Source organism: Mesorhizobium sp. M5C.F.Ca.ET.164.01.1.1 (assembly GCF_004792125.1).
Taxonomy (GTDB): domain Bacteria; phylum Pseudomonadota; class Alphaproteobacteria; order Rhizobiales; family Rhizobiaceae; genus Mesorhizobium; species Mesorhizobium wenxiniae.
Map to the genome: position 1 here is coordinate 234,213 of NZ_SRTG01000006.1, position 26,792 is coordinate 261,004.

General features: G+C 59.4%; 25 protein-coding genes, 2 tRNA genes and 1 pseudogene. 18 read left to right on the plus strand and 10 right to left on the minus strand.

All coding sequences use genetic code 11. The annotated features are described in order from the left end of the window. Positions 1–11: 11 nt before the first annotated feature. Entirely contained in the window at positions 12–284 is a 273-nt protein-coding gene (locus EN807_RS26745) for an HU family DNA-binding protein (protein ID WP_023798342.1), read from the plus strand. 81 nt (positions 285–365) lie between these two features. Here EN807_RS26745 and EN807_RS26750 read toward each other — a convergent pair whose 3' ends face one another. Then, complete coding sequence (locus EN807_RS26750) at positions 366–1,388, minus strand: aldo/keto reductase (protein WP_135937340.1); 1,023 nt, start codon at positions 1,386–1,388, stop codon at positions 366–368. A 133-nt stretch (positions 1,389–1,521) separates the two neighbouring features. On the opposite strand from EN807_RS26750, the gene EN807_RS35745 reads away from it, so the two are divergent. Next, on the plus strand, positions 1,522–1,662 hold the full coding sequence (locus EN807_RS35745) for a hypothetical protein (RefSeq protein ID WP_189522583.1): 141 nt from the start codon (positions 1,522–1,524) through the stop codon (positions 1,660–1,662). A gap of 5 nt (positions 1,663–1,667) precedes the next feature. After that, positions 1,668–2,411, plus strand: coding sequence for a creatininase family protein (locus EN807_RS26755; protein WP_135937341.1), 744 nt, complete (start codon positions 1,668–1,670; stop codon positions 2,409–2,411). 46 nt (positions 2,412–2,457) lie between these two features. Here EN807_RS26755 and EN807_RS26760 read toward each other — a convergent pair whose 3' ends face one another. The 3 genes from EN807_RS26760 to EN807_RS26770 all read right to left on the minus strand — a co-directional run bounded on the left by EN807_RS26760 (position 2,458) and on the right by EN807_RS26770 (position 6,272). Then, positions 2,458–3,375 (minus strand): carbohydrate ABC transporter permease, encoded by a 918-nt coding sequence (locus tag EN807_RS26760; RefSeq protein WP_135937342.1) that lies wholly within the window; start codon positions 3,373–3,375, stop codon positions 2,458–2,460. Positions 3,376–3,388: 13 nt separating this feature from the next. Continuing rightward, on the minus strand, positions 3,389–4,510 hold the full coding sequence (locus tag EN807_RS26765) for a sugar ABC transporter permease (protein WP_127316289.1): 1,122 nt from the start codon (positions 4,508–4,510) through the stop codon (positions 3,389–3,391). Between the two features lie 100 nt (positions 4,511–4,610). Continuing rightward, positions 4,611–6,272, minus strand: a complete 1,662-nt coding sequence (locus EN807_RS26770; RefSeq protein WP_135937343.1) for a sugar ABC transporter substrate-binding protein — start codon at positions 6,270–6,272, stop codon at positions 4,611–4,613. Between the two features lie 294 nt (positions 6,273–6,566). Here EN807_RS26770 and ugpC point away from each other — a divergent pair, with 294 nt between their 5' ends. The 3 genes from ugpC (at position 6,567) to rbsK (ending at position 9,106) form a co-directional block, all read left to right on the plus strand. Then, positions 6,567–7,625 carry a sn-glycerol-3-phosphate ABC transporter ATP-binding protein UgpC gene (ugpC, locus tag EN807_RS26775; protein ID WP_135937344.1) on the plus strand — a complete coding sequence of 353 codons (1,059 nt, stop codon included), beginning with the start codon at positions 6,567–6,569 and terminating at the stop codon, positions 7,623–7,625. A gap of 97 nt (positions 7,626–7,722) precedes the next feature. Further along, positions 7,723–8,175 carry an RbsD/FucU family protein gene (locus EN807_RS26780; protein ID WP_135937345.1) on the plus strand — a complete coding sequence of 151 codons (453 nt, stop codon included), beginning with the start codon at positions 7,723–7,725 and terminating at the stop codon, positions 8,173–8,175. A 4-nt stretch (positions 8,176–8,179) separates the two neighbouring features. Further along, positions 8,180–9,106, plus strand: coding sequence for a ribokinase (gene rbsK, locus EN807_RS26785; protein ID WP_135937346.1), 927 nt, complete (start codon positions 8,180–8,182; stop codon positions 9,104–9,106). Between the two features lie 334 nt (positions 9,107–9,440). Here the strand turns inward: rbsK and EN807_RS26790 are convergent, their stop codons facing one another. From EN807_RS26790 to EN807_RS35750, 3 genes are all read right to left on the minus strand, one after another. After that, positions 9,441–10,226, minus strand: a complete 786-nt coding sequence (locus EN807_RS26790; RefSeq protein ID WP_135937347.1) for an ion transporter — start codon at positions 10,224–10,226, stop codon at positions 9,441–9,443. Between the two features lie 261 nt (positions 10,227–10,487). Beyond that, the gene (locus EN807_RS26795) at positions 10,488–10,775 is read right to left on the minus strand and encodes a GIY-YIG nuclease family protein (RefSeq protein ID WP_128242753.1); all 288 of its coding nucleotides are present in this window, start codon (positions 10,773–10,775) and stop codon (positions 10,488–10,490) included. Between the two features lie 590 nt (positions 10,776–11,365). Then, positions 11,366–11,971 carry a hypothetical protein gene (locus EN807_RS35750; protein ID WP_189522587.1) on the minus strand — a complete coding sequence of 202 codons (606 nt, stop codon included), beginning with the start codon at positions 11,969–11,971 and terminating at the stop codon, positions 11,366–11,368. A gap of 51 nt (positions 11,972–12,022) precedes the next feature. On the opposite strand from EN807_RS35750, the gene EN807_RS26805 reads away from it, so the two are divergent. Next, positions 12,023–12,412: a DUF1003 domain-containing protein gene (locus EN807_RS26805; protein ID WP_246684376.1), complete on the plus strand. Its 390-nt coding sequence runs from the start codon at positions 12,023–12,025 to the stop codon at positions 12,410–12,412. A gap of 92 nt (positions 12,413–12,504) precedes the next feature. On the opposite strand, the gene EN807_RS26810 is transcribed toward EN807_RS26805, so the two are convergent. Continuing rightward, positions 12,505–12,581 (minus strand) — tRNA-Asp (locus tag EN807_RS26810). Positions 12,582–12,796: 215 nt separating this feature from the next. Here EN807_RS26810 and EN807_RS26815 point away from each other — a divergent pair. The 4 genes from EN807_RS26815 to EN807_RS26835 all read left to right on the plus strand — a co-directional run bounded on the left by EN807_RS26815 (position 12,797) and on the right by EN807_RS26835 (position 17,156). After that, positions 12,797–12,872, plus strand: a tRNA-Val gene (locus EN807_RS26815). A gap of 304 nt (positions 12,873–13,176) precedes the next feature. Beyond that, the gene (locus EN807_RS26820; RefSeq protein ID WP_135937350.1) at positions 13,177–13,584 is read left to right on the plus strand and encodes a hypothetical protein; all 408 of its coding nucleotides are present in this window, start codon (positions 13,177–13,179) and stop codon (positions 13,582–13,584) included. A 79-nt stretch (positions 13,585–13,663) separates the two neighbouring features. Next, complete coding sequence (locus EN807_RS26825; RefSeq protein WP_135937351.1) at positions 13,664–14,116, plus strand: hypothetical protein; 453 nt, start codon at positions 13,664–13,666, stop codon at positions 14,114–14,116. Between the two features lie 286 nt (positions 14,117–14,402). Continuing rightward, positions 14,403–17,156, plus strand: coding sequence for a hypothetical protein (locus EN807_RS26835; RefSeq protein WP_135937353.1), 2,754 nt, complete (start codon positions 14,403–14,405; stop codon positions 17,154–17,156). Between the two features lie 1,116 nt (positions 17,157–18,272). Here the strand turns inward: EN807_RS26835 and EN807_RS26840 are convergent. Then, positions 18,273–18,482, minus strand: coding sequence for a helix-turn-helix transcriptional regulator (locus EN807_RS26840; protein WP_135937354.1), 210 nt, complete (start codon positions 18,480–18,482; stop codon positions 18,273–18,275). 84 nt (positions 18,483–18,566) lie between these two features. Between EN807_RS26840 and EN807_RS26845 the strand changes: the two genes are divergently transcribed. Then, the gene (locus EN807_RS26845) at positions 18,567–19,112 is read left to right on the plus strand and encodes a hypothetical protein (protein WP_135937355.1); all 546 of its coding nucleotides are present in this window, start codon (positions 18,567–18,569) and stop codon (positions 19,110–19,112) included. Between the two features lie 292 nt (positions 19,113–19,404). Further along, entirely contained in the window at positions 19,405–19,797 is a 393-nt protein-coding gene (locus tag EN807_RS26850) for a hypothetical protein (RefSeq protein WP_135937356.1), read from the plus strand. A gap of 4 nt (positions 19,798–19,801) precedes the next feature. On the opposite strand, the gene EN807_RS26855 is transcribed toward EN807_RS26850, so the two are convergent. Further along, positions 19,802–20,380, minus strand: a complete 579-nt coding sequence (locus EN807_RS26855) for a recombinase family protein (protein ID WP_135937357.1) — start codon at positions 20,378–20,380, stop codon at positions 19,802–19,804. Positions 20,381–21,210: 830 nt separating this feature from the next. Between EN807_RS26855 and EN807_RS26860 the strand changes: the two genes are divergently transcribed. From EN807_RS26860 to EN807_RS37490, 5 genes and pseudogenes are all read left to right on the plus strand, one after another. Then, the gene (locus EN807_RS26860) at positions 21,211–21,966 is read left to right on the plus strand and encodes a hypothetical protein (protein WP_135937358.1); all 756 of its coding nucleotides are present in this window, start codon (positions 21,211–21,213) and stop codon (positions 21,964–21,966) included. Between the two features lie 9 nt (positions 21,967–21,975). Then, positions 21,976–22,500 carry a hypothetical protein gene (locus EN807_RS26865; protein ID WP_135937359.1) on the plus strand — a complete coding sequence of 175 codons (525 nt, stop codon included), beginning with the start codon at positions 21,976–21,978 and terminating at the stop codon, positions 22,498–22,500. Between the two features lie 127 nt (positions 22,501–22,627). Further along, positions 22,628–22,730 (plus strand): annotated as a pseudogene (locus tag EN807_RS26870) (transposase); the annotation flags it as partial. 60 nt (positions 22,731–22,790) lie between these two features. Continuing rightward, positions 22,791–25,589, plus strand: coding sequence for a hypothetical protein (locus EN807_RS26875; protein WP_135937360.1), 2,799 nt, complete (start codon positions 22,791–22,793; stop codon positions 25,587–25,589). Between the two features lie 11 nt (positions 25,590–25,600). Beyond that, on the plus strand, positions 25,601–26,611 hold the full coding sequence (locus EN807_RS37490) for a hypothetical protein (protein WP_135937361.1): 1,011 nt from the start codon (positions 25,601–25,603) through the stop codon (positions 26,609–26,611). Positions 26,612–26,792 lie beyond the last annotated feature (181 nt).

Here is a 26,792-nt window from a genome sequence, read left to right on the forward strand (position 1 = left end):
AGGGAATTTTTATGAACAAGAACGAACTGGTGTCCGCTGTCGCCGATGCCGCGAGTATTTCGAAGGGTGACGCGCAGTCGGCGGTTGATGCGGTGTTCTCCGTCATCACCGGCGAACTGAAGAAGGGCGGCGATGTCCGGCTTGTCGGCTTCGGAAATTTCACAGTGTCAAAACGCGCCGCCTCGACCGGCCGCAATCCGCAGACCGGCGCGGAAGTGCAGATTCCGGCGCGCACCGTGCCGAAGTTTTCGGCCGGCAAGGGCCTCAAGGACGCAGTCAACTAAGCGCCTTCTTACCCTTTTCAGAGACCAGAAAAGCCGGGCATTCCCCGGCTTTTCCTTTGCACCCGCTTTGGCTGGACGGCTCTATGCCGTCGGCGCATCCGCGCGCATCAGCCCTTCCTTTTTGAGATCGGCCCAGAGTGCTGGTGGCAGTTTCGCGTCGAGCAGCGACCGGTTGCTTTCGACCTCGCTCGGCCGCTGGCCGCCGGGGATCACCGACACGACCGAAGGGTGCAGCAGCGGAAATTGCAATGCCGCCTCGATCAGGCGCACGTCGTGGCGTTTGCAAATGGCCTCGATGCGCGCGACGCGGTCTAGGATGTCCTGCGGCGCCTCGGAATAATTGTAATAGGCGCCGGGCTTCGGTCCGGTTGCCAGGATGCCGGAATTATACGGCCCGCCGAGAACGATGCCGATGCCGCGCTTCTGGCATAGCGGCAGGAAGGATTGCAGCGCCTCCTGCTCCAGCAGCGTATAGCGCCCGGCAAGCAGGAAAAGGTCGAAGTCGCCACGCTCGGCAAGTGTCTGGGCAACCTGCCATTCGTTGATGCCGCCGCCGAATGCCTTGATGACGCCCTGGTCACGCAAGGCCAGCAGCCCGTAATAGCCCGAGCGCATGAACTCCTCGATGCGTTGGTCCGAGGCCTCCTTGCTGCCATGGGTGAAGATGTCGAGATCATGCACGAAAAGGATGTCGATGCGGTCGACGCCGAGGCGCTCGAGCGAGGCTTCGAAGGAGCGCATGACGCCGTCATAGCTGTAGTCGTAGACCTCTCGGCGCGACGGCGTGTCGAAGAACTTGCCGATGCCGGTGCGTTGGTCCGGCGGGCAGGCGCGCATGATGCGGCCAACTTTGCTCGACAGCACACAGTCGTCACGCCTTTTCGAACGCAGGAACGGATTGAGCCGCGTTTCCGACAGGCCAAGCCCGTAGAGTGGCGCGGTGTCGTAGTAACGGCAGCCGACTCGCCAGGCGGTCTCCAAGGTGGCGTTGGCATCCTCGTCTGAGACAGCGCGATAGAGGTTTCCCAGCGGCGCCGTGCCGAAGCCGAGTTCCGTGAACGCGATGCCGCCATTGCCGATGCGGTCGAAATGCCGTGTCTTCATGTCCTGCCGTTTCCTCACTTCCGCAACTGCCATGACACTATCACGCCTGGGGCACCGCAAAAGCACTCCGAGCCATTGGACACGAATTTTCACGGTGATAGCATGAGCAAAAACAACCAGTTCGGGGAAAAACGTGGCCCAAACATTCAGGCAGGTCTCCGGTTCCAATGCTGGCAAAAACCTGTTCGGGGTTGCGCTCGACGAGCTTGGCACTGTGGTGGTTCGGATCGGCGAGAGCCGCATCGACGCCGCCGGCCAGACCAACATGGAGTAGGCGTCATGCGCTACGAGCTGATGCTGCCGCACCAGATCCGCAAGGCGATCGCCGAAAACTGGCCGGTCGTGCTCCCGCTCGGCGTGCTCGAATATCACGGTGAGCACATGGCCGTCGGCATGGATACGCTGGCAGTCGTCAAGATGCTGGAGCTGTTCGAAAAAGAAGCCGACATCGTCATCCTGCCGCCGTTCTACTATGGCGCGGCGAGCTACGCGGTGGCGCCGCCGGAGGGCAATGGCTCGGTTCAGGTCGGCGGCAATGCCTTGGCGCCGTTCGCGGATGAACTGTTCTACAGCCTGCTGCGCATCGGCTTTCGCAACATCCACGCCATCATCCATCACCAGACCGAGAATTTTGTTGCCGGCATGCCGACCGATCTCGCCTTCAAGACCGCCTGCCGCCAGGCGATCTTCCGTTTTCTGGAGAAGGAGCGCGGCGAGGGCTGGTGGGGCTCCGAGGCGATGGCAGGCTATTATGCCGAACATGCCGAAGGCGCCAATTTCTTCAACTGGATACAGGTGCATCCGCTGATGCCGGCAGCAATGAACGGCCAGTATCCGTTCGATCATGCCGGCATCGGCGAGACGTCGCTGATGCTGGCGCTATGCCCGGAAGCGGTGGACGCCGGCCGCTTCGCCGACAATACGGGATGGTACACGTCGACCGCCCCGGACGCCTCGGCGGAACTGGGGCAAAAGGGCGTCGCGATGATCCTCAAGCATTTGCGGGCGATATTGGCGGCCTAACGCGGCTCTGCCTTCTCCCACAAGGGGAGAAGGGAAGAAGGAGCCGCTACTTCACCGCGCCCGCGGTCATGCCCATGATCAGATAGCGCTCCAGCGCGATGCCGATGACGGCAAGCGGCGTGATTGCGGCGGTGGCCAGCGCCGCCATCGACCACCAGTTGATGCCTTGCGAACCGGTCTGGCTCGCCACCATCACGGGAATGGTCTTGGCGTCGGTCGAGGTCAGAAGTGCGGCGAAGAAATACTCGTTCCAGCACAGCACCATCGCCAGAATGAATGCGGCAACGATGCCCGGCAGCGCAATCGGCATGACAATGCGGAAGAAGGCGCCCCAGATCGACAGGCCGTCGACGAGGGCTGCTTCCTCCAGTTCGACCGGGATCGAATTGAACTGGTCGCGCATGATCCAGATGACGATCGGCAGCACCATCAGCGTGTAGAGCAGGATCAGCCCGATGCGGGTGTCGAGCATGCCGACTTCCCGGTACAGCACGAGAAAGGGCAGGGCGAGCACGACCGGCGGCAGGATCAACTGCGACAGGAAGAAGAAGGAGATGTCCTCGTTCTTGAACCAGGCGAAGTGATAGCGATAGCGGGTGAGGCCGTAGGCCGCGAGGCTGCCAATGGCAATGGCGAGGCTCGATGCGCCGACCGAGGTGATGACCGAGTTCATGAAGCGCTTGATGAACTCGTCGCGCACCGTCGAGGTTCGGAAGATCGAATCCGGCGACAGGCCGAGCGAGCGCCAGCCCTTCCAGTCCGGCCGGAAGTCGACGAAGGGGATGAGATGGCCCTGGGTGACATCGACCGCCGTCTTGAACGAGGTGGTTATCGTCCAGTAGATCGGGAACAGGCAGATGAAGGCCCAGAACACCAGCGCCCCATAGATGAAGACGCGGTTGGCGAAAAAGCTCGCCGGCGAGCGGATTTCGGAAGCGGCATAGTCGGTGGTCTGGACGCTCATGTCGCCGCCCCTATCAATTGACGTTGCGCACGAAGCGGTTGGCGAATTTCAACAGCCACGTCACGAACACGATGATGATGATGAGGTAGGCCATCGCCAGCATGGTGCCGTAGCCGACATTCGAGCGGTCGCGATACTCGCGATAGATGAAGCTCGACACGGAATCGGTCGCGCCGCCCGGGCCGCCCGAGGTGACGGTGATGATGATGTCGGCAAGCTTCAGTTTGAAGATGATGCGCAGGATGATCGCCGTCACCGATACCGGCAGCATCAGCGGGAACGTGACCTGCCAGAAGGTCTGCCAGGCATTGGCCCCGTCAACCCTGGCGGCCTCAAGAACCTCGCGCGACATCGCCTGAAGGCCGGCGAGCAGCATGATCATCATGAACGGGATGAAGGTCCAGGCATCCAGCACCATGATCGAGATGCGGGCGGTGATTGGGTTTGAAAAGAAGGCGGGGTTTTCCCAGCCGAGCTGGCGCGCCAGCGCCGCGGCTGGCCCGAACCGGTATTCCATCAGCGATTTGCCGATCATCCACGAGACGGCGACCGGCGACAGCATCAACGGCATGAGGAAGACGACACGGAAGAATTTGCGCGCCCTGATCTGTGCGTTGAGCAGCAGGGCAAGGCCGAAGGCGATGACATATTCGACCAGCACCGCAAGCACATAGAGCACCATGTTGAACAGCGCGTTGCGGTAGTAGGGATCGGCCAGCATCTGCCAGAAATTGTCGAGCCCATTGAACTTCCGGCCGGAGAAGGAACTGAGGTTCCAATCGGTCAGCGCGATGTAGAAGCCGAACAGCGTCGGGAAGATAACCATGACGATGGTGAACAGCAGCGCCGGCAACAGGAACAGCGCGCGCTGGCCGTCTTCGCCGCGCGTCAGCACCTGGCCGACGCCGAGTGCTATACCCCACAGCACATAGGCATAGACGACCGGCCGCCAGGTCTCGAATCCGATCGTGTCGACCTCTGTCTTGTAGAGGATCTGAACTGCGATCACTGCCAGTAGGCCGAGGGTCGCAGCAGCCATCAACGCCCGACCGAGCCGCTTGCGGCCCGGCGATATCAGATCGGATGGAGCGGCGTTTGCCGGCCACGCATTGGTGGACAAAGTCTGGTCAGCCACGCGTCTCGTCCGTTCACTGAAAGCTTTTATGACCGGCTGGCCGGTCAAGATGCAGTCCGGCGGCTTTGCGTCGCCGGACTGCGGTTCCTAGAATCTCAGCCTAGCCAAGCGAGGCCTTGTAGAGCTTGACCTGGTTTTCGCGGCCGATCTGGTCGGTCAGCTTCTCCCAGGCGGCTGCGATGGCGTCGGCGCCTTCCTGCGCCGTCATCTTGCCGGCGAATGTGTTGGCCAGAATGTCCTCGGCGGCGCTGTAATATTGGAAAATGCCGGGGATGCGTGGCTCGATCGCGGCGTTCGGATGGTTGTAACTGTCGGCCTCCGATTTCAGATACGAGGTGATGAAAGCCTCGTCGTAACCGGCCGCCACCCATTCCGGAATGTTGAAATGCGAGTTGCGGTAGGGTTGGAAGCCGGACGGATATGCCGCGCACCAGAGCGACAGGTCCTTGCCGCCGAGATGGGCAGCGGCAGACCACGCCGCCTTCTTCTTCTTTTCGTCGCTATCGACCCGTGCCATGACGTAGACGCCCCAGCCGAGATAGGCGCAGTTCGGCGCATAATTCGGGCCGCTTGCCAGCTTATCCCACTGGCCGGTCTTGGAATTGTAGACGTCGTCGGAGCCAGGCAGGATCGAGAAGCCGGTGACGTCGCCGACGACAGAACTGTCGTTGGTCTTGACGTTGGAGCCGACGTCGCCCCACCAGGTGACCATCGAACCGGTGCCGGCCAAGAACTGCTGGAAGGCGGTGGTGTTCGGGTCGGCGTTGATCTGATCGGCAGGCTCGGAAGGCAGCGCGTCGATAACGTCCTGGATCGCCCGCACCCAGGCTGGATTGTTGATGCGCGGCTTCATCGTGTCGGCGTCGAACAGCCAGGCCTTGTCGTCGGGATGCTTGGCATAGGCGCTGGCGCGGCTGCCGAGGAAGTAGAACCCGAAGCCGCCCCACGCCTTGGGCGCGTCGAGATAGCCGAAGACGTCCTGGCCCTGGAACTGCTTGCCCTTGAGGAACTTGGTCACGGCCTGCACCTGCTGCCAGGTCTTCGGCACGCCCCATTCACCGCCGCCGCCGCCGTCCTTCCACGCCTTGGCGAGGTCGGCATCGGCAAACACGTCGGTGCGGTAGTTGAAGTTGTGCGCATCGCCGTCGACGGTCACGCGGTACTGCTTGCCGTCCCAGGTGCCGACCGGTGGCTGCAGATAGGCCACGACGTCCTTCATGTCGATCTGGTCCTTGACCCAGTCCGGCATTTCGGAAGTGAGGCCCTTGCCGCAGACATCGCCTTCGAACGGCGCGCCCATCTCGATGATGTCGAAATCGACGGTGCCGGTGGCGATCGACTGCTGCAGGCGGGCGTTGTAGTCCGCCTGCGCCAGGTCGATCCAGTTGATCTTGGCGCCGGTGTAGGTCTCCCAAGGCTTCAGGAAGCCACGAAACAGCACATTGTGCAGGTTCTGGTTGTTGAGCCCCATGAAGGTGAGCTGGACGCCGGCGAATTCGCCTTCCTTGACGTTGGCTTTGGTCGCCTCCAGGCAAAGCTCGCCGACCTGCTGGAAGTCGGCATCGGTCGGCTGGCCCTTGCCGACACCGGGGATCTGCAGGATCTGCGCACGCAGCTCGCTTGCGGCGGAAGCCGGGCGCGTCAGCGCGCCCAGCCCGGCGCCGGAGGCCGCTGCGATCGCGGCCATGCTGGCCGCGCCTTTAAGGACATCGCGGCGAGTCGCTCCCGCGCGCATAAATTGGTTGTAAAGGCTGACTTTCATTTCGTTCCTCCCAGAATCTCAATGGTAATTGTTTCGGGTGTTTGGAGCGCTGGACGTGTTCCCCAACAACAGCGACTCGTGGAAATAGCGGCCCAAGTTTTCCTCCGCGACACTTTGATTTCCGTGGCCCGGACGAGCGTGCCGGCGCGCCCGGAACAGGGTCATAACCCGAGCCCTTTCACTATTCTCACAACCAAGTGCCGTGTCAACGAGAATGGGGTTTTTTATCTATAAAAGACTGACTTGCCCTAGCCGTTTGCGTTGTTTAGCTTCACCGCAACGAAAGGGGGGCCCATGGCTCAAGTCGCGATCAGCAATGTGGCCAAGGCGTTCGGAACCGTCAAGGTCCTGCACGATGTCAGCGTCGACATCGCCGACGGGCAGTTCGTGGTGCTGGTCGGTCCTTCGGGGTGCGGCAAGTCCACGCTGCTCAGGATGGTGGCGGGGCTGGAGACCGTTTCCGGCGGCACGATCGCGATCGGCGACCGTGTCGTCAATCATCTGCCGCCGGCCAAACGCGACATCGCCATGGTGTTCCAGAATTACGCACTCTATCCGCACAAGACGGTCGAGCAGAACATGGCCTTTGCGCTGAAGCTGCGGAAGACCGATCCGGCTGTGGTCGCCGAGCGGGTCAAGCGCGCCGCCGATATCCTCGACCTCAATCCCTATCTCAAGCGCTATCCGCGCCAGCTCTCGGGCGGGCAGCGCCAGCGCGTCGCCATGGGCCGCGCCATCGTGCGCAACCCGCAGGTGTTCCTGTTCGATGAGCCGCTCTCCAATCTCGACGCGAAGCTGCGTGTGCAGATGCGCACCGAGATCAAGGAACTGCACCAGCGGCTGAAGACCACCACCATCTATGTCACGCACGACCAGATCGAAGCCATGACCATGGCCGACAAGATCGTCGTGATGCGCGACGGCCGCATCGAGCAGGTCGGCGCGCCGCTGCAACTGTTCGACCGGCCGGCCAATCTGTTCGTCGCCGGCTTCATCGGCTCGCCCTCGATGAACTTGCTCAAGGGCGTGGTGCGCAAGGGCGACAAGCCTGTCGTCGAGATCGCCGGGACGCCGTTCCCTATCGCCGCGAACAGCGCCGTGGAGGATGGCCGCAAGGTAGTCTACGGCGTACGGCCCGAGCATCTCGAAATCCACCCCGACGGCGTGCTGGCGAAGATTTCCGTCGTCGAGCCGACCGGTTCCGAAACGCTGGTGTTTCTGCGTTTCGGCGAGGGCGAGATGGTGGCACTGTTCCGTGAGCGCCACGACTTCAAGCCGGGCGACACGCTTCACCTGAAACCACGGCTGGACCAGGTCCACCTCTTCGACGCAGAGACCGGCCGTCGTCTCTAACACTTTGAATTTGCGCATGATCTTATCCGAAACCGACATCACTTTTCGGGATCACGCGCCAGGCTTCGCATCAAAAAGACCGTTCGGGAGGAATGCCATGCTCAAAGGGATCAATCCGCTGCTCAATGCCGACGTGCTCCAGGCGCTGCGGGCGATGGGCCATGGGGACGATTTGATCATCGCCGACACCAATTTCCCCTCCGATTCGGTGGCGCGCCAGACCGTCCTCGGCCGACTGCTGCGCATCGATGCGCCGGCCGCGGACGTGGTCAAGGCGGTGCTGTCGCTCTATCCGCTAGACAATTTCGTCGACGATGCGGCCGCCCGCATGGAGATCGTCGGCAAGCCGGACGAGATTCCCGCAGTGCAGAGGCAAGTGCAAGACGAGATCGACGCGGCGGAGGGCAAGCCATGGCCGATGATTTCGGTCGAACGCTACGCCTTCTACGAACGTGCCAAAAAGGCCTATTGCGTCATCCAGACCGGCGAGCGCCGCTTCTATGGCTGTTTCGCCTTCCGCAAGGGCGTCGTTCCGCCGGATGCGGAGTAGGGAGATGCCAGGCAAGCCTGTCGTCATACTGGGCGTCTTTGTCGCCGATACCGCCTATCGCGCCGCCCGCCAGCCACGCATGGGCGAGACGCTCCTTGGAACATCCTTCACGCTTGGCCCCGGCGGCAAGGGCTCCAACCAGGCGGTTGCGGCCGGCCGTCTCGGTGCCGACATCACTTTCCTGACGCGCCTCGGCGTCGATCCCTTTGCCGATATGGCCAGGCAAACCTGGGCGCAAGCAGGCGTGAAGAGCGCCGTCATCGACACGCCGGAGAGTTACACGGGTGCGGCTTATATTTTCGTCGAGGAGACGACCGGCAACAACGCCATCATCGTCAGCCCCGGTGCGGCCATGCTGATTTCGCCCGACGACATCGAGGGCTACGCCGGCCTGATCGGCTCGGCCGGCGTCTTCGTCACCCAGCTCGAGCAGCCGATCGAGGCGGCGCTGCGGGCGCTGGAGATCGCGCGCAGGGCAGGCGTGACGACCATCCTCAATCCAGCGCCGGCGGCAAAGCTTGCTGACCGCATCTATACGCTTTGCGACTATGTCACGCCGAACGAGACCGAGGCCGAGGAACTGACCGGTATCAATGTGTCCTCCATCGACGACGCCCGCCGCGCCGCCGACAGTCTGCTCAGCAAGGGCGTCGGTTCGGCGATCATCACGCTCGGCGAAAAAGGCGCGCTGCTGCACACGGCCGATCGTTCCGACCATGTTCCCGTGGTCAATGCCGGCGCGGTGGTCGAGACCACAGGGGCGGGCGATGCCTTCAATGGCGGCCTGGCGGCAGCGCTCGCCAAAGGCATGGAGCCGCTGCAGGCGGTGCGCTTCGCCTGCGCCGTTGCCGGCATTTCGGTCACCCGGCCCGGCACGGCGCCGTCGATGCCGACACTGCAAGAGGTCGAGGCATTGCTCGCCAAGGGGTGAGGCCGCGCAGCCTGGCCGGCGCTCTCTACTTTAGTCCGTTCCGACCACGGTGACATATTAGCCACAGTTAATATGAATCGGCAAACCTATCTTGCGTCATTGGCATAGGTGTCCCGTAATGGATCACTGGGTCTGGCGCCGCAATTGCACGGTCAGCAATGCCGGGAGGCAACCTTGACTTGGCAATCGGGGGGTAACTGGGGGGCCCGCCGCTTCGCAAATGGAGCGGCGGACTTTTTCACGGCACCACACCATTAGAAGCTGCCTACGGATGGGAATGGCTGTGTTTTACAATGCTCGCGGGGAAGTACCTGTCGCGCCGAATGAGGCGGATCTAGCTGCGAACGCCGGACAATTGGCGGACCTCTGCCCGCAGCGCCTGTAACTCCGCGAGGATGATGGCCTGATCGCTGTGCAGCGTTGCCCTGTCGGCCGATTCTACGGCTTCATGCTCGGCCTCCATTGCCGAAACGATCACGCCGATGAACAGATTGAGCACGGTGAACGAGGTCGCGATGATGAAAGGGATGAAGAACAGCCAGGCGGTCGGATAGACTGCCATGACCGGGCGCACCACGCCGTCCGACCAGCCTTCGAGAGTCATGACCTGGAAAAGCGTGAAGAGCGATTCCGGTATACCGCCGAACAGTTCGGGAAAGGACGAGCCGTAGAGCTTCGTCGCCATCACCGCAAAGACGTAGAACACCAGCCCGAGCAACAGCATAATCGAGCCCATGCCGGGCAGGGCGGTGATGAAGCCGGCGACGACACGGCGCAGCGACGGAACGATGCTGATCAGGCGCAGGACCCGCAGGATGCGCAGCGCCCGCAGCACGGAGAGCGAACCGGTCGCGGGGATGAGCGCGAAACCGACGACGAAAAGGTCGAAGATGCGCCATGGATCGCGGAAGAAATTCGTCCTGTAGACGACCACCCGGATCGCGAGTTCGAGCACGAAGACGCCGAGGATCGCGCGGTCGATGGCTGTTAGAAGCGGGCCAAAAACAGCAATCGCATCGGGCGAGGTTTCGAGGCCGAGCGTGACGGCGTTGATCAGGATCAGGACCATGATCGTGAGGTCGAAATGGCGCGATTCGATGAGCGATTTCAGGGCGTCCAAGGCTTCTTCTCCGTTAGAGCATCGGACCCAAAGTGGGAACCGGGTTCGGGAAAATCCAATGCTCAAACGCATATGACAGGCTTGGAACGCAACAAATACAAAAAGTTGAAACTTTCAGGAAACTGAAAGTTTCGAGATTAGCCGAAGCACCCCTCCACTTCGTCATCCCAGGGCGGAGCAAGGAGCGAAGCGACGCGGCGCAGACCCCGGGGATCCATGCCGTTACCTCGCGGCAGTGCTCCTGCGGACCAGAACCGAACGCTACCACCCCGTTCCGCGAAAAAGCTCGAACCACTCCGGATTGGTCTTCTCGATCAGGTCGATCTTCCACTGGCGCGGCCAGCGCTTCAGCGACTTCTCGCGCTGGATGGCGTCACGAATGTCGAAATGTTCTTCGTACCAGACCAGACGCTGCACGCCGTAGCGGCTGGTGAAGCGCGAGCCTTGGCCGGATTTGTGCTCCGGCATGCGGCGGCCGAGATCGTTGGTGACACCGATGTAGATCGTGCCACGCTTCTGGCTCGCGGTCATGTAGGCATAGCCGGTCATGGTTGAAGGGTAGCTGGCGCAGTGGCGGATACAAGCGCCGTTCTGAGCCGCTGCATTCTTCGGCTGATGTCACGGCATGGATCCCAGGGTCTGCGCCGCGTCGCTTCGCTCCTTGCTCCGCCCTAGGATGACGAAGGCGCGGGGGCTTACGGCTAATCGCAGACGTTGGAGATTGGCAGCTGGAGGCCGGCCGACAGCGACCGTCGACAGGGCTCAGTCGAAGAACCAAATCCTCTGTGCGCATAAAAACTAGGCCGTCCGTGACCTCCAGCGTGACAGGTCGGAAATGGTCTTCTGGCCCGCTGCAAAGCGAATCACTGCTCTATGTCGCTGTAGGACCGCATTTTTCTACGGCAGCGCGAAGGATGAACCGGCACACAGCGATCATCTACCAACTCGCCAGGAACCATGCGGGGAGCAGCGGGTTTGGCTTGGATGCCGACACGTTCGGTCCACCATTCTCCAAGGAGAATACGATGACATTAGCAAGCAAGACCACAGCAGTTGCCGCGGCGTTGGCTATGCTGGCTTCCCCGGCAGTATCCCAGACGAGCTCACCTGCGCCCGCCGCACCTGCACAGGATCGTGGCTCAGAGCCAGCGCCAGGAGTGAGCGGGCCAACCGAAGACTCCATGCGCAATATGATGCGTCAGATGATGACCGAGATGCTGGAGGAGAGAATGCAAGAGCATCGCCGGCCCCGAGCAGAACGACGAGGTGGCGACCGTTGGCATCGCGATTTCCGCAGAGGTCCGCATGACGGGCGCCGAATGGGAGGCGGGATGATGCATGGCGCACGGATGCGAATGATGTTCGCCATAGTGGACGCCGACGGCGATGGTGCGCTTTCTCAAACCGAAGTTCAGGATTTCATCGGGCGGATATTCAACGCCGTCGACGAGAACGGCGATGACAGCGTCGACAGGGAGGAAATCCGATCCTTCTTCCACGGAGGTGCCGACGAAACGGGTGAATAAATCACTGCAAGTCTTGCGCGTTCCTGGACGAAAATTCGGGAAAGGAAATTCGGAAATGGCTGGTCTCGTTGGCAAGTTTGTCGAGAAAACCCCGGCGCCTCTAGCGCTTAAAGTCGGGCCTTGATGTCCATGGCCGCGCCACAATCCGCCGACATGCAGTCGGTTCTCCACAACAACATTCAAGCTCTGGTTGACCATCGACGAGAGCAGGAGCAGCATCGGGCGTTTCAAGATCGACTTGCCGGCGTCATTTCCCGTTTCGCGGGGAGCATGGCATTCGTGTACCTGCACCTTTCAATTCTGATCGTCTGGGTCGTGCTGAACCTTGGAGCGATCCCGGCTGTTCCACCCTGGGACCCAAGTTTTGTGATATTGGCAATGGTAGCTTCGGTTGAGGCGATCTTCCTGTCTACCTTTGTACTGATCAACCAGAACAGAATGGCTGAGCTCAGCGAGCGCCGCGCTGAGCTGGATCTGCAAATCAGCCTGCTCAACGAGCATGAAACCACGCGACTGATCGAAATGATGTCCGCCCTGACGGAGCGTTTGAAGGTACCGACGCCAGCAGATGACGAACTGCCCCAGCTAGCTCAGAACGTCGATCCTCAAGCGGTGATGAGCCAAATCGAACGGGTCTCTGAAAATCAGACCAAGCGCTAGGATTTATCGAGTGCCAGTCGACACCAGTATCCGAATTGCCGGTCCGGCATTCAGAGATCTTTTTCATTTCCAATCAGCTAAGTGATTGAAAATGGCGCGAGTGACGGGGCTCGAACCCGCGACCTCCGGCGTGACAGGCCGGCACTCTAACCAACTGAGCTACACCCGCGCAAGACGAGCACGGTCAGCCGTGTTCGTCGTTGGGGCGGTGGATAAGGCGTAAGCCACCGGGTGTCAAGCGGAGCGCGACAGCATAACAGCAAACAGGAGAAGGTTTTTTGACAAGCCGAATTTTGATGCCGAAAATGATCAGCGGCGAGGGCATTGCGCGTTCATTTGGCCTTGCGAAGCTTGCCCTAACTGCTTAAAGGTCCGGCCCGGAGCGGGCGATTAGCTCAGTTGGTAGAGCGCTTCGTTTACACCGAAGATGTCGGCGGTTCGAGCCCGTCATCGCCCACCATATAACTATCTGATATTGAATGCCCAATCCGGAAGGGCTAGCGCTAGTTTTCTGTTTGGTAGCGTCGTCAGTAGGCAAATAGTAGGCGCACTCTGCGTCGTGGTCTCCAATCTGGTGTCTCTTCTCGGCGTCATCTCAGCAAACCGAGAGTTCCAATAGTCGTTCGCAATCGCTGAGCCTACGCTATGCGCAATCCGTCTACCGCCACTGACTGGGACGAGGACATGCCACCAGAGAAACGCAACCAACATCCCAGAAGAGCCGGAAAGTGGCCCAGCGATGTGGCTGTGCTGATGGATGCTAGATGAAGAAGCAGGACGACGATGGCGGGCGGTTCCGGGCTTACTTAGCTGACAGGCAGGCAGACGCCTGGATGGAATTCCTCATGACCGGACGACCTACTGCTCTCGCTGAGTATCTGCATTATCACGGTCCCGTCGACACTGACGTTAGAGCAGCCCTCATTGCAACTCTTCGTGCGCCAGCTCTTGAAAATAAAGGCGGGCGAGATTCGTGGCGTGACTATCAAACGTTTGTCGCCATCAATGTGATCGTGACTTCCGCCGGCGTTAGCAAAACAGAGGCCTGTCGCCGACATGCCGCCGAGTTAAATCAGGAGCTTCGTAGGGTAGAGCTGCAGTATCAGAGAGGAGCCAAAATCTTCAGCGCTGAGTCCGACCTTTTTTCCGCGCCCGACCCTAACGAAAAATAGGCCCCAGTACTTCTTCGTGGAAAGCCAGAGCCGATCACGATTATTCAATAGCTCCACTTTTCCACCGTCGGAGCTCCAAATGCTTGATCTTCCTTCAGAAGGCGACCGTAACCCATCTCCAGCGACCTTTGGTAGATACATCCGCCGGTGGACGAGCGGACGTGACGTCATTTTTCACGGTACTTGCTACGCAACGCGCATTCTTACTGAAGGCCGGTTTAGGTTCTCAGGAGCCGGCGGTGAAGCCGTCTCCTTCACGCGCTCACCAGAGGTGGCTGCGTATTGGGCATTGCTTCGCAGACCAAGCGGCGAGACTCGGGGAGCCGTTCTGGTATTCGATCGCGTCGCGATGAAATCGCGTTTCAAACTTCAGCCCGTTCACCATCCGATTTTGAGTACGCATCCGTATCTGAGGGACGAGACGGAAGAGCGCGTCTGCCGCAGAGATACTGATCGTTTACCACTGCTCCTCTTCGCAGTGATCTGGGAAACAGGTGACGTAGCGCCTAACCTGCCAATGTGGGTGCTGTGATGAGCTCTTTATCCTCGCTACATTCAGACACCACACCGACTTTTCAGCAAGCTCCGAAATTTCTCCGCCGAGAAGAGGCAGCTGCCCACGTCCGCGAACGATGGGGCATCCCGTGCGCAGTCGCGTGGCTTGCGAAATTGGCAACGGTAGGCGGCGGCCCTTTGTTTCGAAAGGCTGGACGTTTTCCGATCTATGCGACCAGCGATCTCGATGACTGGGCGAAATCCAGAATTAGTGAGCCGGTTCGATCGACATCAGAACTCGACGCTCTGCGGTCATTGAAGCCATGAATATCCAGCGTTCGATGGATGCGCCGGCCGAACTGGTGGACAGCTCAAAAATATCGTTCAGTGTCGTTCGATCGAGCAGGCCCAAAACCCTCACTAAGGAGTTTTGGCTTGAAGAAGGCGTGCTTCAAAAATGTGGGGGAGGTGTCCTTATCGAGGGCAGAGTTGGGATTCTCAAGGTTGACGACCTTCAGGATTTCGGCGAGGCTTTGCAACTCCTCGGACCGAATTGCGCGCTTATTTACGGGCTTCCGAAAAAAGCTCCGGCGATGCTGACTACCCGTGACGCCTGGTTTAGGTCGCCGGATTCAGAAAACCTTCTAACTCGTACGTCAGACATGTTCTCGTGGAAGGAGGGGCCGGGGATCTTGATGTTGGACTACGATCCTGAGCCCGGCGAAGTGCTGGATTGCGAACAACTCGTTTCAGCTATTCGTGGCGCTGTTCCCGGACTAACGGATGCCACTATGCTCTGGTATCCCTCGGCTTCATCACACATCGTTAACGCCGACACCGGCGAGGATCTGACAGGGTTGCGAGGGCAACGACTGTACCTAGCGGTCAGCGACGCTCGCGACATTCCGCGCGCAGGCAAAGCGATTGTAGATGCGCTTTGGCTCGCCGGGTTCGGTTACGTGAACATAAGTAAATCTGGCCAACTCTTGCTGCGAACAATTGTCGATGGGACAGTCTGGCAAACAAATCGGCTCGACTTCGCCGCTGGGGCGTCTTGCAGGCGGCCGCTTGAGCAACGCCGCGGAAAACCCGTTATTATCCCAGGCGAAAACCGCATCATCGATACAAGGCTCGCCATCCCAGACCTAGAACGCAATCAACAAGAAGAGCTGAAGGCAATTCTCGCAAGGGCACGTGCCGAAAAGGTGCCAGAGGCTTCGGACATCCAGAAAGCATGGGTCGAGGCCAAAGCTATTGAGATCGCAGGATCCGAGGCAGACGACGCGTCACTTTCTATCGCCAAGGATGTCGCTAAGCGTGCGGTTCAACACGGCACGCTGTCCGCCAATTTTCAGATTGTGGTTGTGGAAGATAGCGTGGAGAAGCCGATTACCGTTGGCGAGGTGCTGGCTCACCCAACCCAATTTGACGGCGTGCTAACTTTGGACCCGATTGAGCCTGGATATGACGGCGGCCGGCTAGTTGGAAAGCTCTTCCTGCAGGGCAGTCGACCCATGCTATTCAGCTTCGCTCATGGTGGGCAATCATATCGGCTTCTTCGACAGCTGCATGAAATCGAAGTCATCAAAGGCAAAGCTCGGGACACGGTCGACGCAACTCTGGCGGTTCTGCGTCATCTACCTGAAGTATTCGATCTAGGTGGCGCACTTGTAGTCATCGAGGGCGGGCATATTTTCCCGCTCGACCAGGCTGGAGTAGCACATTTGCTAGGTGGCGCTATCCAGTATTATCGGTTGGCGGCCTTGAATGACGGCACTTTTAAGAGGGTACTGGTTGATCCACCGGACCCTGTAATCAAACAATTGCTCTCAATTGGCGAACGACGCCATGTCAAACCTCTCAACGCGGTCATAACGGCTCCAACGCTCAGGCTTGACGGAACAATTCTGGCGAGCCCCGGTTACGATGTCGAAACACGTTTGTTTCTTGACATACCCGGCGTGCGAACTGACGACATCGCCGAAGTCCCGACCCGCAATCAGGTGAAACTGGCGCTCGCTCAGTTGTTGAAGCCGTTCCGAGACTTCCCATTCGTCACCGCTGACGATCGAGGCGTGTTTCTCGCTGCCCTTCTGACGGCGATTCTGCGCCCATCGTTGCCAACTGCGCCTGCCTTTGGATTTGATGCACCTGTCCAGGGCAGCGGCAAAACGCTTCTTGCCAGCTGCATAGGAGTATTGGCCACCGGCGAACCACCCGCTGTCTATGCGCATGCGGGAGGCAAGGACGACGAAGAGGTCCGTAAACGAATTTTCGCGGCGCTCTTATATGGCCGTCGGGTCATCGTGTGGGACAACCTGGTTGGCACGTTCGATTCTGCCGCAATGGCTGCGGCGCTGACAAGCAGCAGCTACACGGACAGGGTCCTAGGCCGGTCGGAAACGATCGCGGTTCCAAACAGGCTGTTGCTTCTGATGACCGGGAACAATTTGACTTTGACGGGTGATATGGCTCGACGAGTTCTGACTTGCCGCATCGACCCCAAAACCGATCGGCCATTTGCTCGGGAGTTTGACCTCGACCCGCTCGAATATGTCCTGGGCCACCGCCAAGAAATGGCGGCCGCAGGGCTCACCCTTGTGCGGGGATGGCTTACCAGTGGCATGGGCCGAGCACCCGGTCGGATGGCTTCCTTCGAGAACTGGGACGATCTGGTGCGTCAAACTGTGGTTTGGCTGGGCAGGTCTAGTCGAGATGGAGAATTCGGCGACCCTATGAACGTAGTGATCGCCGCCCAGAGCGCCGATCCCGACTACGAAACGCTGACGGAGATGCTCACGGCGTTGTCGGAAATTTTTGGGAGTTTCCCCTTTACTGCGGGGAAGGTATTAGAGGCGGTACTTCCCTATCGAGACGCCCCAGGCGGCAGTTCAATCGCTGGAGCCAGGCTGGCTGAAACCCTACGGGAGTTCAGCGAGAATGCCACTCGGTCAGCAAGGAGCCTTGGGCGAGTACTTAGATATCGTGCGGGCCGCGTAGCAAGTGGCAGGCGGTTGGAAATGTCGACCGATCTCCACGCAAAGACGCGGCTTTGGCGAGTTGTCACAACCGAGTGAGCGAGAAAGCTTCATTCACGCGCCTGAGAAGTGCCCTGATAGTCTAGGTGGAATGCCGCTTCAAGTACGGCGGGGTTTGCGGGGTTTGCGGGGTTTGTTTTTGACCCAATCAAGGCGATGCCTTTTTCGTGACCCAGCAGATGTCGACCTAGATGACCTCCCGCCGAAAACGCCCGCAAACCCCGCAAACCCCGCCCTGCGACATTCGCCCGCGCAACCGCCGGCCTTTGGCTTTCCGCAGAAGTGTGGTACTATGTTACCACAGTTCAGCGGTTCGGCAGAGTACCTGTTAGGCACCATGCGACACGGCGCGAGGGGTGATGGTACCCGCTAGTGCACTGGCTGCGCCCAGTGCAGCTTACGTGGACGTGCCGAGGCGTAGAGATCGCAAAGTTTTGTCCCTTGCCCTTCAAGAGGGGTTGCAGCTGTCTTTTCGCGCTGAAACCAGCGGTGCAAGGGTCATCCATCAGGTCGTTCGGATTGAGCTTTGACTGATGGGCGGGAGAGGATCGGGACGGCCACCAGGCTTTGGTGCCGACACTGTCGAGGGGTATCCCTCGATCGATGTGAACTGGGTTCGTCGCGCTGGATGCTTGATCCCAGGGCGACATATTTTCGTCAATTGGCGAGGGTCCGGCGGGAGCACTTTCTGGCTCAGCATGCGAGCACTTCCTGGCCGACTAAGGCTCACGTACTGCTCCGGCCTGACTGACGTAGATTACTCCGTCGGGTTGGAACATGTGCCCTGCCACTTTGGTGGCTCACGGCCGCTCTTCATCTGCACGGGTGTTGTCGATGGCCGACGATGCGGCCGCAGGGCTGCCAAGCTCTACAAGAAAGGGGCCTACTTTTTGTGCCGGCACTGCCACCGCCTGACATACAAGTGTCAGCAGGAGCGCCCTTGGGATCGAGCGGCACGTAGGTCGGACAAAATCCGGAAAAGGTTGGGCGACGAAGGTGGCATGTACGAGACCTTTCCGGAGAAGCCGCCACGCATGTGGTGGCGAACTTACTTCCGGCTGTTTGACAGGGCGATGGACGCCGCAGCCGAGGCCGAGGCTGCGCTATTGGACCGATGAGGACATCGCCTGCATGCGCCGAGGCGACATCGGACGACTAGTCTTCCGTCAGCAGATCGACCGGTCTGACACCGATCGCCTCCGCGATCTGCCAAAGCGTAATCACGGTTGGGTTCCTCTTTCCCATTTCCAGCCCGCTAACATAGGCGCGGTCGACGCCCATCTTGACCGCTACCTCGTGCTGCGTGAGGCCGGCTGCGATGCGGCAGCGCTTCACGTTCTTTGCAACGAGTTGACGCATGTCCATCTGGCATGCGTGGCGAATTGTGAACTTTAGTGCGACGAACTATAGTGCACATCTTGTTCGAAGGTTGGGGCGGCAGAATAGGGAATGGCAAGGAGCAGCAGGGCAGCAAAGCGCATTACATCGCTGATAGTGCCAGTGTTAGTGTTGGTCGTGTATATCGCGACTTTAGGCGGCGGATCGGCGTTCACCACGCTGCTGACAGAAGGCAGAAGCGCGTGGTTTGGTCTTTCCGATCAGGATACGGTTCAGGCTTATCTGGACGCGGCTGTGGAGGATCGAGGCAGTTACGCGATGCATCTCTGCCACGATGGCGTCTGCATCACCCAGGCTGATTGGGCGTGCGGGTTTGTTACCGTATGGCTAGGTGGCGAGAGCGAGGAATATGATAGCTTCGATGACGCAATTGAGGATTGCTTTTCAAAATTGATCCGGGTGGTTCCGGTTGGCGTAAAGCTAATACAGTTGCAGCGCATTTGCGGTCAGCGATTCATGACCTTCAGGCCGAGGTTTGCAGGCAAGACGGCTGAAGATTGCGAGGCAGCGGGCGGCCAATGGGGAGTCAAAGTAGCGCCTCGGGCTGATGCGGCTCTTTATCTTGCTACGGCCGGTGTCCGCCAAGGCGTGGAATAGGATTTGAAAGCGCATGAGCTCTTTACCCCCATTCGAGGTCGCGACTTCGCCGGTACTATTGGCTCGAGACCGACACGCTTCACCGGCGGACGGCGTTTGTGCGATGGAACTTACCTCCTTGCTTGCCGGAGGGCGCTTCTCTGACCATCCAGCGAGCGTCTGCCCAGTCATATCTTCGTACGTACGTACGCTGAACGACAACATGCCTGACAGTGGCAGGTCGAGCTTTTTGCCCCTCCTGCCGCGTCTAATTGGAACAAGGGCCCAAGAACAGGAGCAAAGACGGGAAAGAATGCTTGCGGTGGCTGGTGCAAAGGTCTTTGCAGCTGATGCGCTGGATGCAACTGGGCGTCGCCACTACGCGGCATACCTTCGCAGGATCGAGGACGCTAACCCACCGCTCGAAGGCGTGTCGCGTATCTACCGCCACCTGCACAGCATGGAAGGTAGATCCGAGCCTCACAGCCCCGCTGGCCTGGCAATGGTGTCAACATACCAAGCATGGCGTGGATTGTTAGTTGCATTTCGCAAGCCCTCCACACGCCTGGACCTTGCACCCGATCAAGATTGTGGCATCTGGGCTGGCTTCGCCGCGACGAACGCCCATGCGGCCGGAGCGGTGGATATCTGGCCCAAGGCGCTGACACTCATCGAGCAGCTTATAGATATCCCGGCAGAAGCATGACTCGCTAAAGGGCGGCCGCCTGGCGCGATCGCGCAGCGGGGAAGTAAGCGTAGAAAGTCGTACGAGCGACGCCAAGCCTCTTTGCGATCTCTGCAACTGATATGGTTCCGGCCTTCAGCATGGCGGTGCCTGCCTCAATATCAGCGTCGCTGAGCTTTTTTCGGCGTCCGCCTTTTCTGCCGCGGGCGAGAGCAGCTTTGAGCCCTTCCATCGTTCGCTCGCGATTGAGATCGAGAAAATACTCCGCCATTGCCCCATGCATCTGCAGGGCAAATCGTCCATGTGCGGATTCGCTGTCAAACTGCTCGGTCAAGCTCTGAAACTTGATCCCTTGGCGCCGAATCGTGTCGATCGTTCGCATCATCTCCACGAGGGATCGGCCGAGGCGGTCGAGCTTCCAGACTACGAGAACATCGTCAGGCCTAAGGAAGGCGAGTGCGGCATCGAACTCTGGACGCTTCGTGCCAGCGCGGCCGGACTTCTTCTCTTCGAAGATCTTTGTGCAACCGGCCTTTGTCAGCGCATCGCGCTGCAAATCCAAATTCTGGTCGAGGGTCGAGACGCGCGCATATCCTATGAGCATGTACGGGATTCTAGGCCAACACCGTTATCCACACAATAGAAATCAGGACATATTTTCCGGACAAGCGAGTGCGAGAAAGTTGGTCGATCGAGCGTCGGCAGAAGCGTGTACGGAAAACGGTCGATTTGCAGACACAATGGCAGCTATGCGCCGCCAGAAGAGAACTCTGGCCGCCGCTATGTGACGAAGCTGCCTATAAGGAGACTCCGCCGGAACTCACGGTCGTGACCCCGAGCCGACCTTCGTGTCAGCACGGGTATGGCCGCTTCGCGCCTCACCTCGGCCGTTCAAAACGCCTTGGCTGCAGCCCAAAAGCTGACTTCAGAGACAGCAAGCTGTAGGGCGACGTTGCGCTAGGAGCCGATGTTCTGCGGCGCCTCGATGAACGTCTTGTTCGTGGCCGGCAGCGGACGGGCGGCTTTGCAGCGTCGGAACGATAGCGGACCTGCGGCCCGGATTTTGGAGGCAGACTACTCCCCGCAATGCCACGCCTTCCAACTGGTAGCCCAGACACCGGCCGACTTATATGTCTGCACAGGAGCGCGGTGAGGTCGCCACACAGAACGGAACCATCTTCCAGAACAGAAGAAGATTTCCGTCGTCCGGTACCGGACTGACCCCGAGACGTCCACGAAGCTTGCCAGATCAGGGGATGCTATCGAAAGAGGCGCAACCCTTCGGGCAGAATTCCCTAGAGGACGATGCGGGCAAATCACCCCGCAACGAAAGGCGCTCCCTTGCTCAATTGGCAGAAAAGATTCGCATTCTTCCCCAAGGGAATTTAGAATACCAAATCTAAAGATTGCCGCGCGAAAGTTGGAGGGGATTTCATGCGCGCATTTAATGTCTGCGCACCACGTGAAGTTTTCTGTTTTTTCGGCTCCGCCTTTCTTGCCGTTTGGATGACAGCATCTGCTCACGCAGATTTCTGGAAAGATGCGGTAAACGTTATTACCGATCCGCTTAAGTTGGATGCCGGCACTGAAAATCTGATCCATGCCGTGGAGCGCGCGGATCTGATGCTCAAAGATCTCAAGAAATCTTTGGATGAGTCCGGGAAAACGATCGACAAGAACATACGCGAATACCTTGTCGGCGTAGACTCGGTCATCCAAAAGACGTTTGTTCGCGGCGAACTAACAATATCGTCGGCCTTTAAACAGGTCTCTGATCTCGAGAAGAGGATAATGGCCGATGCAGGCAGATTTGTCCGATGCTCCGCGGCAACGGCCTTCGATCAAATGCAGGTCGCATTGGCGAAAGCACTGAACACGGTCGGCGAAACCCGTCCTCGGTTTGTACTACTTGGATATTTTGAACTCGGCGCGGTCGAGCTGACACCCCAAGACATCACGAACCCTATTGAATCGTATGATCGGCTGAAGACCGCGGCGTTTCTGCGCTTGAACGAACTGGAACCTTCCAGCGAGGCGAAATACGTAGAGTTCATATACGGTGACATGCAGAGAGTAGCAGAGTTGACCAAGTGTCACTATGAGGACGTGAACGATCTTAGCCTAAGATTACAGCGCGATATTTATGAGTACAGACGCCTTCACCAAGTGTGGGCCGGTTTAGTTCAATAGGAGAAAATCGTGCGATATCGAGCCATCATTATTATTGGCGGGGTCGCTGCGTTGGGTGGATATGGATTGGCGGTAGGTCAAGATCAGCCCACGTGCACTACAGTGATGGATTGCGCGCAGAAGGCAATGGAAGCCTCCTTTCAGGCGAAGATCGCAATTCGCATTGCCGTCCCAAAGGGCGCTGTAATGGCGTTTAACCTAGAAAGTTGTCCCGATGGTTGGCAATTGTTCCAGCCACTCGTTGGAAGGTTCGCTCTTGGTGCCGGGGCGGACGTTACCAAGCGGCTAACGGACCGCAACCTTGGGGACAGTGGAGGAGAAGAGCAGCATACGCTTACAGTTGCAGAGTCGCCACAGCAAGAAGTGGAAATTGCTGGAGTAGCCAATCAAAGCAGCGTAGATCGTTTTAACGCCGGTGGAAGAAATTATTGGGTGATAACAAGAGGCAGTGAGAAGTTTCGTACAAATGGCGGAGGCCAGCCGCATAATAACATGCCTCCTTTTCACGCATTAACATATTGTGAGCGAACCTAGCAGGATGTTGAAGAAGTCAGTCGGGCTGGCAAACTGACCTGCCACTGAGTTTTTCCTCCACTTGGAGTAGAGTCCGCTCTCGAATGAAGGACGGACGAATGAAGCGGATGCGGTCACGGAAGAACAGATCATCGCCGTGCTCCGGGAGCACGAGGGGGGGTGCGAAGACGGGCGATCTGGCGCGCAAGCACGGGGTCAGCGAGGCGACGCTCTATAACTGTAAGGCAAAGTAAGGCGGCATGGACGTGTCCGACGCCAAGCGCCTGAAGGCTCCTCGGGAGGGGACTCATGTGTCTTTGAGCTTCAAAGGACTGCTTTCTGCGGCGTCGGCTCTGGCGATCGGCCTTCACTCCGGAATTTCGGACGCAACAGCCGACAGCTTCGACTATGGCAACTGCTCACCTCCTTTGCGCTCCGAAGCGAACCAGTCGGATCCCGAAGCTGCCTGGAACGTAGATAGGAGGGTGTTCGTATCCGAGACAGTCCGGGCGGACGGGCGACGCTTCAAGATCGTCGGCGACATAGTGGAACTCTCCCCGGAGCTCTTCCCGTCCCTCTACCGGCAGGACGGCCAGTACCTTGAAGATGTCGCAGAGATCACGGTCGAGGCCCGCGAAATCATCGTTGGCATGCCCATACGGCTGACGTCCGGCGCGGTCAGCATGACCGCGGATCGCGTCACCTTCAAATTCGACGGGCTGGTTTCCTTTGTCAGGCCCCCGGCCACCGCCAACCAGTCACTGAAGATCCTGACCGGCATACTGGACCTGAGCTCAGCGAGGTCTAAACCGCTGCTGTTTGCCTCGACCGACTGGACACCACCCGCCGAAGGGCCGCGGTGGAACGCACCCGGCAAGACCAGCCGGAGCGTCGAGATAGCGGCGGGAAAGATTTTCCCCAGGATGGATGCTGTCACGGCTGTAGCGCCAGAGGCCGCCAAGACCTTCATCGTGAACCTCACGCTGGATGCTTCGAAGCCCGACGGCGACTGGTCGAACGCCTACACGGTGAGCGCGGGATCGGTTGCGGACCAGGCGTATGCACAAGCGTTGCGCACGAAGCTTGAATGGCCCGATGCCACGGCGATGAAGCTTCAGCGGATATTCTCGCTCGACCCCTACGGCACCGCGACCCGTGACTTCACTGCGAGAGCGGTGACGAACTTCAGGGAGGTGTTCGCAATCAGGGCGTCGAAAATGGCGGAAGCGGGCCTGCTGAGGCTGGAGCGAGCCAATATGACCGAGACCGACCTGTTCGGGCTGGCATCGACGTCCGTGCCGATGACCAGCGTGGCCGGCCGACTCGACCGTTTCAAAGCCATGCTGGCAACTCTCTACGGCACCGATGGCGACGGAGACTCCGGTCTCATGAAACTGTGGGACGAGCAGGCTGCCATGGCTGGCGTCGCCGCATCAGTGGACGCGGAGCGCGTCAAGGACATCCAGAAGGACATTAAACGGAAAACGGACGAATACGCCGTGCTCGCAGCTACCATGGAGCAGAGGGAAAATGCCTTGGCCAACGTGGAGGCACAAATCTCGGGCTTGGATGCCCAGATGCAGAACCGCGAGACCCACCTCAGGCAGATATTTGAGGCGGAACAGGAAGACCGCCGGGCCAAAGGGGAACAGCTCAAGGCGGTGCAGACGGCCGCGGCCGTCGGCAGCGTGATGTTTCCGGCCGCAGCGCCTGTCCTCGCCGGGGCGTCGGGGCTTTATGCTGCAAGCGTCGAGATCGGCGATACGGACGATATGCCGACCATGATCGCAACGGTCCAGGGCATTGCCGAAAGGCATGCGGCCATCGTCGACCTGTCTTCGAAGATCAGGAAAGACTGGACGACGGTCAGGGGGGATTTCGGTCAGGCGGTCGACTATGTCCGGAAACGCGGGAATATTGCTGGCGAGGACAGGAAGAAGTTCGAAGGCTGGAGGAAGGCCGTCGAATCCGTCCGCTCCAATTCCGAGAAGCTCTACAAGTCCCTTGAGCGTCCTGCATCCGGTGAGAAACTGCAGTTCGACCGGGAGGATGCGGCAAAGGACGCCGAGATGGTCAAGCTGCTCGGGCAGAGGAACGACGCGGTCAAGGTCCAGCAGTCACTGCAGAATGAACTGATCGCGTTGAGGAAAGATTTCGATTTCAGGGCGACCGAAATCCTTGAAGGCGAGGCAGTGATCGCCGAGCTGCTCACCCTGCAGCTTGCGAACGACGAAGCAAGGCTCAGGTACAGGCAGCTGTCGGACTGGGCGAGGAGGACCCTCATCCGCGATCTCGCGAGGGAAGCCTCCCTCCTGAGGCGGTCCTTGGCTTATGCCACAGGCAACCAGGTCGAGCTGCCACTCGACGCACTGCTATTTGCGGAAGGGGACCTGGTCGAGAGCTACGGCACCCCGGCTGAACCGGCCCAGCTCGAATCGGCGCTTGCCGATGCCCGCAAGAAGAGGGCGGCGATGTATGGCCTCCTGCTTTCACAGGCTCAAACCGCATACAATGACCTGAAGGACCAGAACCGCTGGAACGTGCCGACCCCGATCGTGTTCACGGCGGACTACAAGGCCACCGCGGGCGATTCCGGCCTGCTCGCGCGCCGGAAGAAATTCCTCGATGACCTGAACACTGAAATCGAAGGTGCCATTGCCGACGTCGACAGCCGGACCTCGATCAGGATTCCATTCGAACCCGACCTGATCGGCACGACCGAAGGCTCCGTGCTCCTGGGCATCAACATCGCCAAGGTGACATTCGCGGCCGAACCCGAAGCCAATCTGGTGCTGAAGGTCGACCATCCGCGGTTCGGCGCAATGAGACGGCCCAACGGCTGCGTGATCGTCGGCGACCTGGTGAATTCGGGACCTGAAGGCAGTGAACTTGGATCGGTATCATGGCCGACAACCGTTCCTTCGGGAGTGAACCCCGACTGGCAGGACACGATAGTGTTCGCAAACCAGCTGGCCCGGATTCAGGATGCGATGTTCCCCTTCTTCACCGGCTACCGGATGACAGTCGAAGTCCCGGAGCCGGATGAATGGTCGACACCCCCAAGGATCGAGGCGATCGAAGTCCAGTTCATTGTGGCGAAGCCAAATTAAGGAACGGAAAGATGGCGGCAGGGAGGTATTTGCTGAATGCGGGTTTGGCTTCGGTTCTGGCCTTTGCCGCCGGCAAGGCGCTGGCAGCGGAGATCAAGTTTTCTGACGTGGTGCAGAACATCGCCGACAACACTATCGTGATTGAGGTCGATGCGGACGATGTGCTGGTGTTCGACGGGGGAAATGTCGACCTTGGCGGAAAGAACCTGCTGATCAACGCTCCCAGGCTGAAGGCGATCGACATAACCGTGGTGAGGTCCTTCGACCCGGAAGTCCGGCCGCCTACCGTGGAAGGCGAAGCCGCCCAGGGCCAGGCCGGGGCCAATGGCGGAAGTTGGGGATGTACGACCCTCAAAATAGGTGGTTTGTTCGGCACAATCACCGTTTGCTCAAGAGACGGCCAAATTGGGCAGACTGGCAACACTGGTGAAGGCGGACGCCAAGGTGCCCCCTCCGGAAAGATCGTGATTACTGCAGCCGCTATTGAAGGAGACGGCAAACTTGTAGTCATCGGGAACGGCCAGTCAGGCGGAAAGGGGCAACAAGGCGGAAAAGGTGGCGACGGCGGTAGAGGTGCCAATGGCACGAACCGCGGTGGCGACGTATTTTGCAACGGCTCTCAGACTCCACTGAATGGCGGGGCTGGGGGACGCGGCGGACCCGGAGGCATAGGAGGAACCGGAGGCATCGGAGGTGCCGGCGCTGAGATTGTCCTGTCGTCTGCGCTGCAGGAAGCGACCCGGACGTATGACACGATCGATCTTGGATGGCTCAGTTCGATGGAAGCTGCCGAGGCGGAGAAGCTGGCTTCCGTGCGCCTGATGGTTGCCGCGCCCGGTGGACTGTTCGGTATCGGAGGGGAACCGGGGACACCCGGCGACGGCAAGGCCGGAGGAGACCCCGGGAAGGGCGGTCATTGCGGTGGCGGCTCGGATCCGGGAGCGCCGGGAAGGCCGGGGGACCCCGGTCAAAAAGGTTCCGACGGATCGTTGGGTCCGGCGGGATCGATCAGGTTCGAATAGGCCCTATCCTCGGCAGTCCAGGGCGGCTGCCATGGTATCGCAACGCCGAACGCGTTCAATCGCTCCCGACAAGCAATCCGCTTCGACGTTGCGGGCGACCACACTCGATCTGAGTTGCGCGTTCCAGCCAAGTTCCGAGGTTCAGCGAATCTTTTCGGCACACGTAAAGATCGAGCTTAGT

Coding starts and splice junctions, on each gene's coding strand:
- EN807_RS26745 (WP_023798342.1), top strand. CDS start 12: ATGAACAAGAACGAACTGGTGTCCGCTGTCGCCGATGCCGCGAGTATT.
- EN807_RS26750 (WP_135937340.1), bottom strand. CDS start 1,388: ATGAAGACACGGCATTTCGACCGCATCGGCAATGGCGGCATCGCGTTC.
- EN807_RS26755 (WP_135937341.1), top strand. CDS start 1,668: ATGCGCTACGAGCTGATGCTGCCGCACCAGATCCGCAAGGCGATCGCC.
- EN807_RS26760 (WP_135937342.1), bottom strand. CDS start 3,375: ATGAGCGTCCAGACCACCGACTATGCCGCTTCCGAAATCCGCTCGCCG.
- EN807_RS26770 (WP_135937343.1), bottom strand. CDS start 6,272: ATGAAAGTCAGCCTTTACAACCAATTTATGCGCGCGGGAGCGACTCGC.
- ugpC (WP_135937344.1), top strand. CDS start 6,567: ATGGCTCAAGTCGCGATCAGCAATGTGGCCAAGGCGTTCGGAACCGTC.
- EN807_RS26780 (WP_135937345.1), top strand. CDS start 7,723: ATGCTCAAAGGGATCAATCCGCTGCTCAATGCCGACGTGCTCCAGGCG.
- rbsK (WP_135937346.1), top strand. CDS start 8,180: ATGCCAGGCAAGCCTGTCGTCATACTGGGCGTCTTTGTCGCCGATACC.
- EN807_RS26795 (WP_128242753.1), bottom strand. CDS start 10,775: ATGACCGGCTATGCCTACATGACCGCGAGCCAGAAGCGTGGCACGATC.
- EN807_RS35750 (WP_189522587.1), bottom strand. CDS start 11,971: ATGCTGCTCCTGCTCTCGTCGATGGTCAACCAGAGCTTGAATGTTGTT.
- EN807_RS26805 (WP_246684376.1), top strand. CDS start 12,023: ATGGCATTCGTGTACCTGCACCTTTCAATTCTGATCGTCTGGGTCGTG.
- EN807_RS26820 (WP_135937350.1), top strand. CDS start 13,177: ATGAAGAAGCAGGACGACGATGGCGGGCGGTTCCGGGCTTACTTAGCT.
- EN807_RS26825 (WP_135937351.1), top strand. CDS start 13,664: ATGCTTGATCTTCCTTCAGAAGGCGACCGTAACCCATCTCCAGCGACC.
- EN807_RS26835 (WP_135937353.1), top strand. CDS start 14,403: ATGAATATCCAGCGTTCGATGGATGCGCCGGCCGAACTGGTGGACAGC.
- EN807_RS26840 (WP_135937354.1), bottom strand. CDS start 18,482: ATGGACATGCGTCAACTCGTTGCAAAGAACGTGAAGCGCTGCCGCATC.
- EN807_RS26845 (WP_135937355.1), top strand. CDS start 18,567: ATGGCAAGGAGCAGCAGGGCAGCAAAGCGCATTACATCGCTGATAGTG.
- EN807_RS26850 (WP_135937356.1), top strand. CDS start 19,405: ATGCTTGCGGTGGCTGGTGCAAAGGTCTTTGCAGCTGATGCGCTGGAT.
- EN807_RS26855 (WP_135937357.1), bottom strand. CDS start 20,380: ATGCTCATAGGATATGCGCGCGTCTCGACCCTCGACCAGAATTTGGAT.
- EN807_RS26860 (WP_135937358.1), top strand. CDS start 21,211: ATGCGCGCATTTAATGTCTGCGCACCACGTGAAGTTTTCTGTTTTTTC.
- EN807_RS37490 (WP_135937361.1), top strand. CDS start 25,601: ATGGCGGCAGGGAGGTATTTGCTGAATGCGGGTTTGGCTTCGGTTCTG.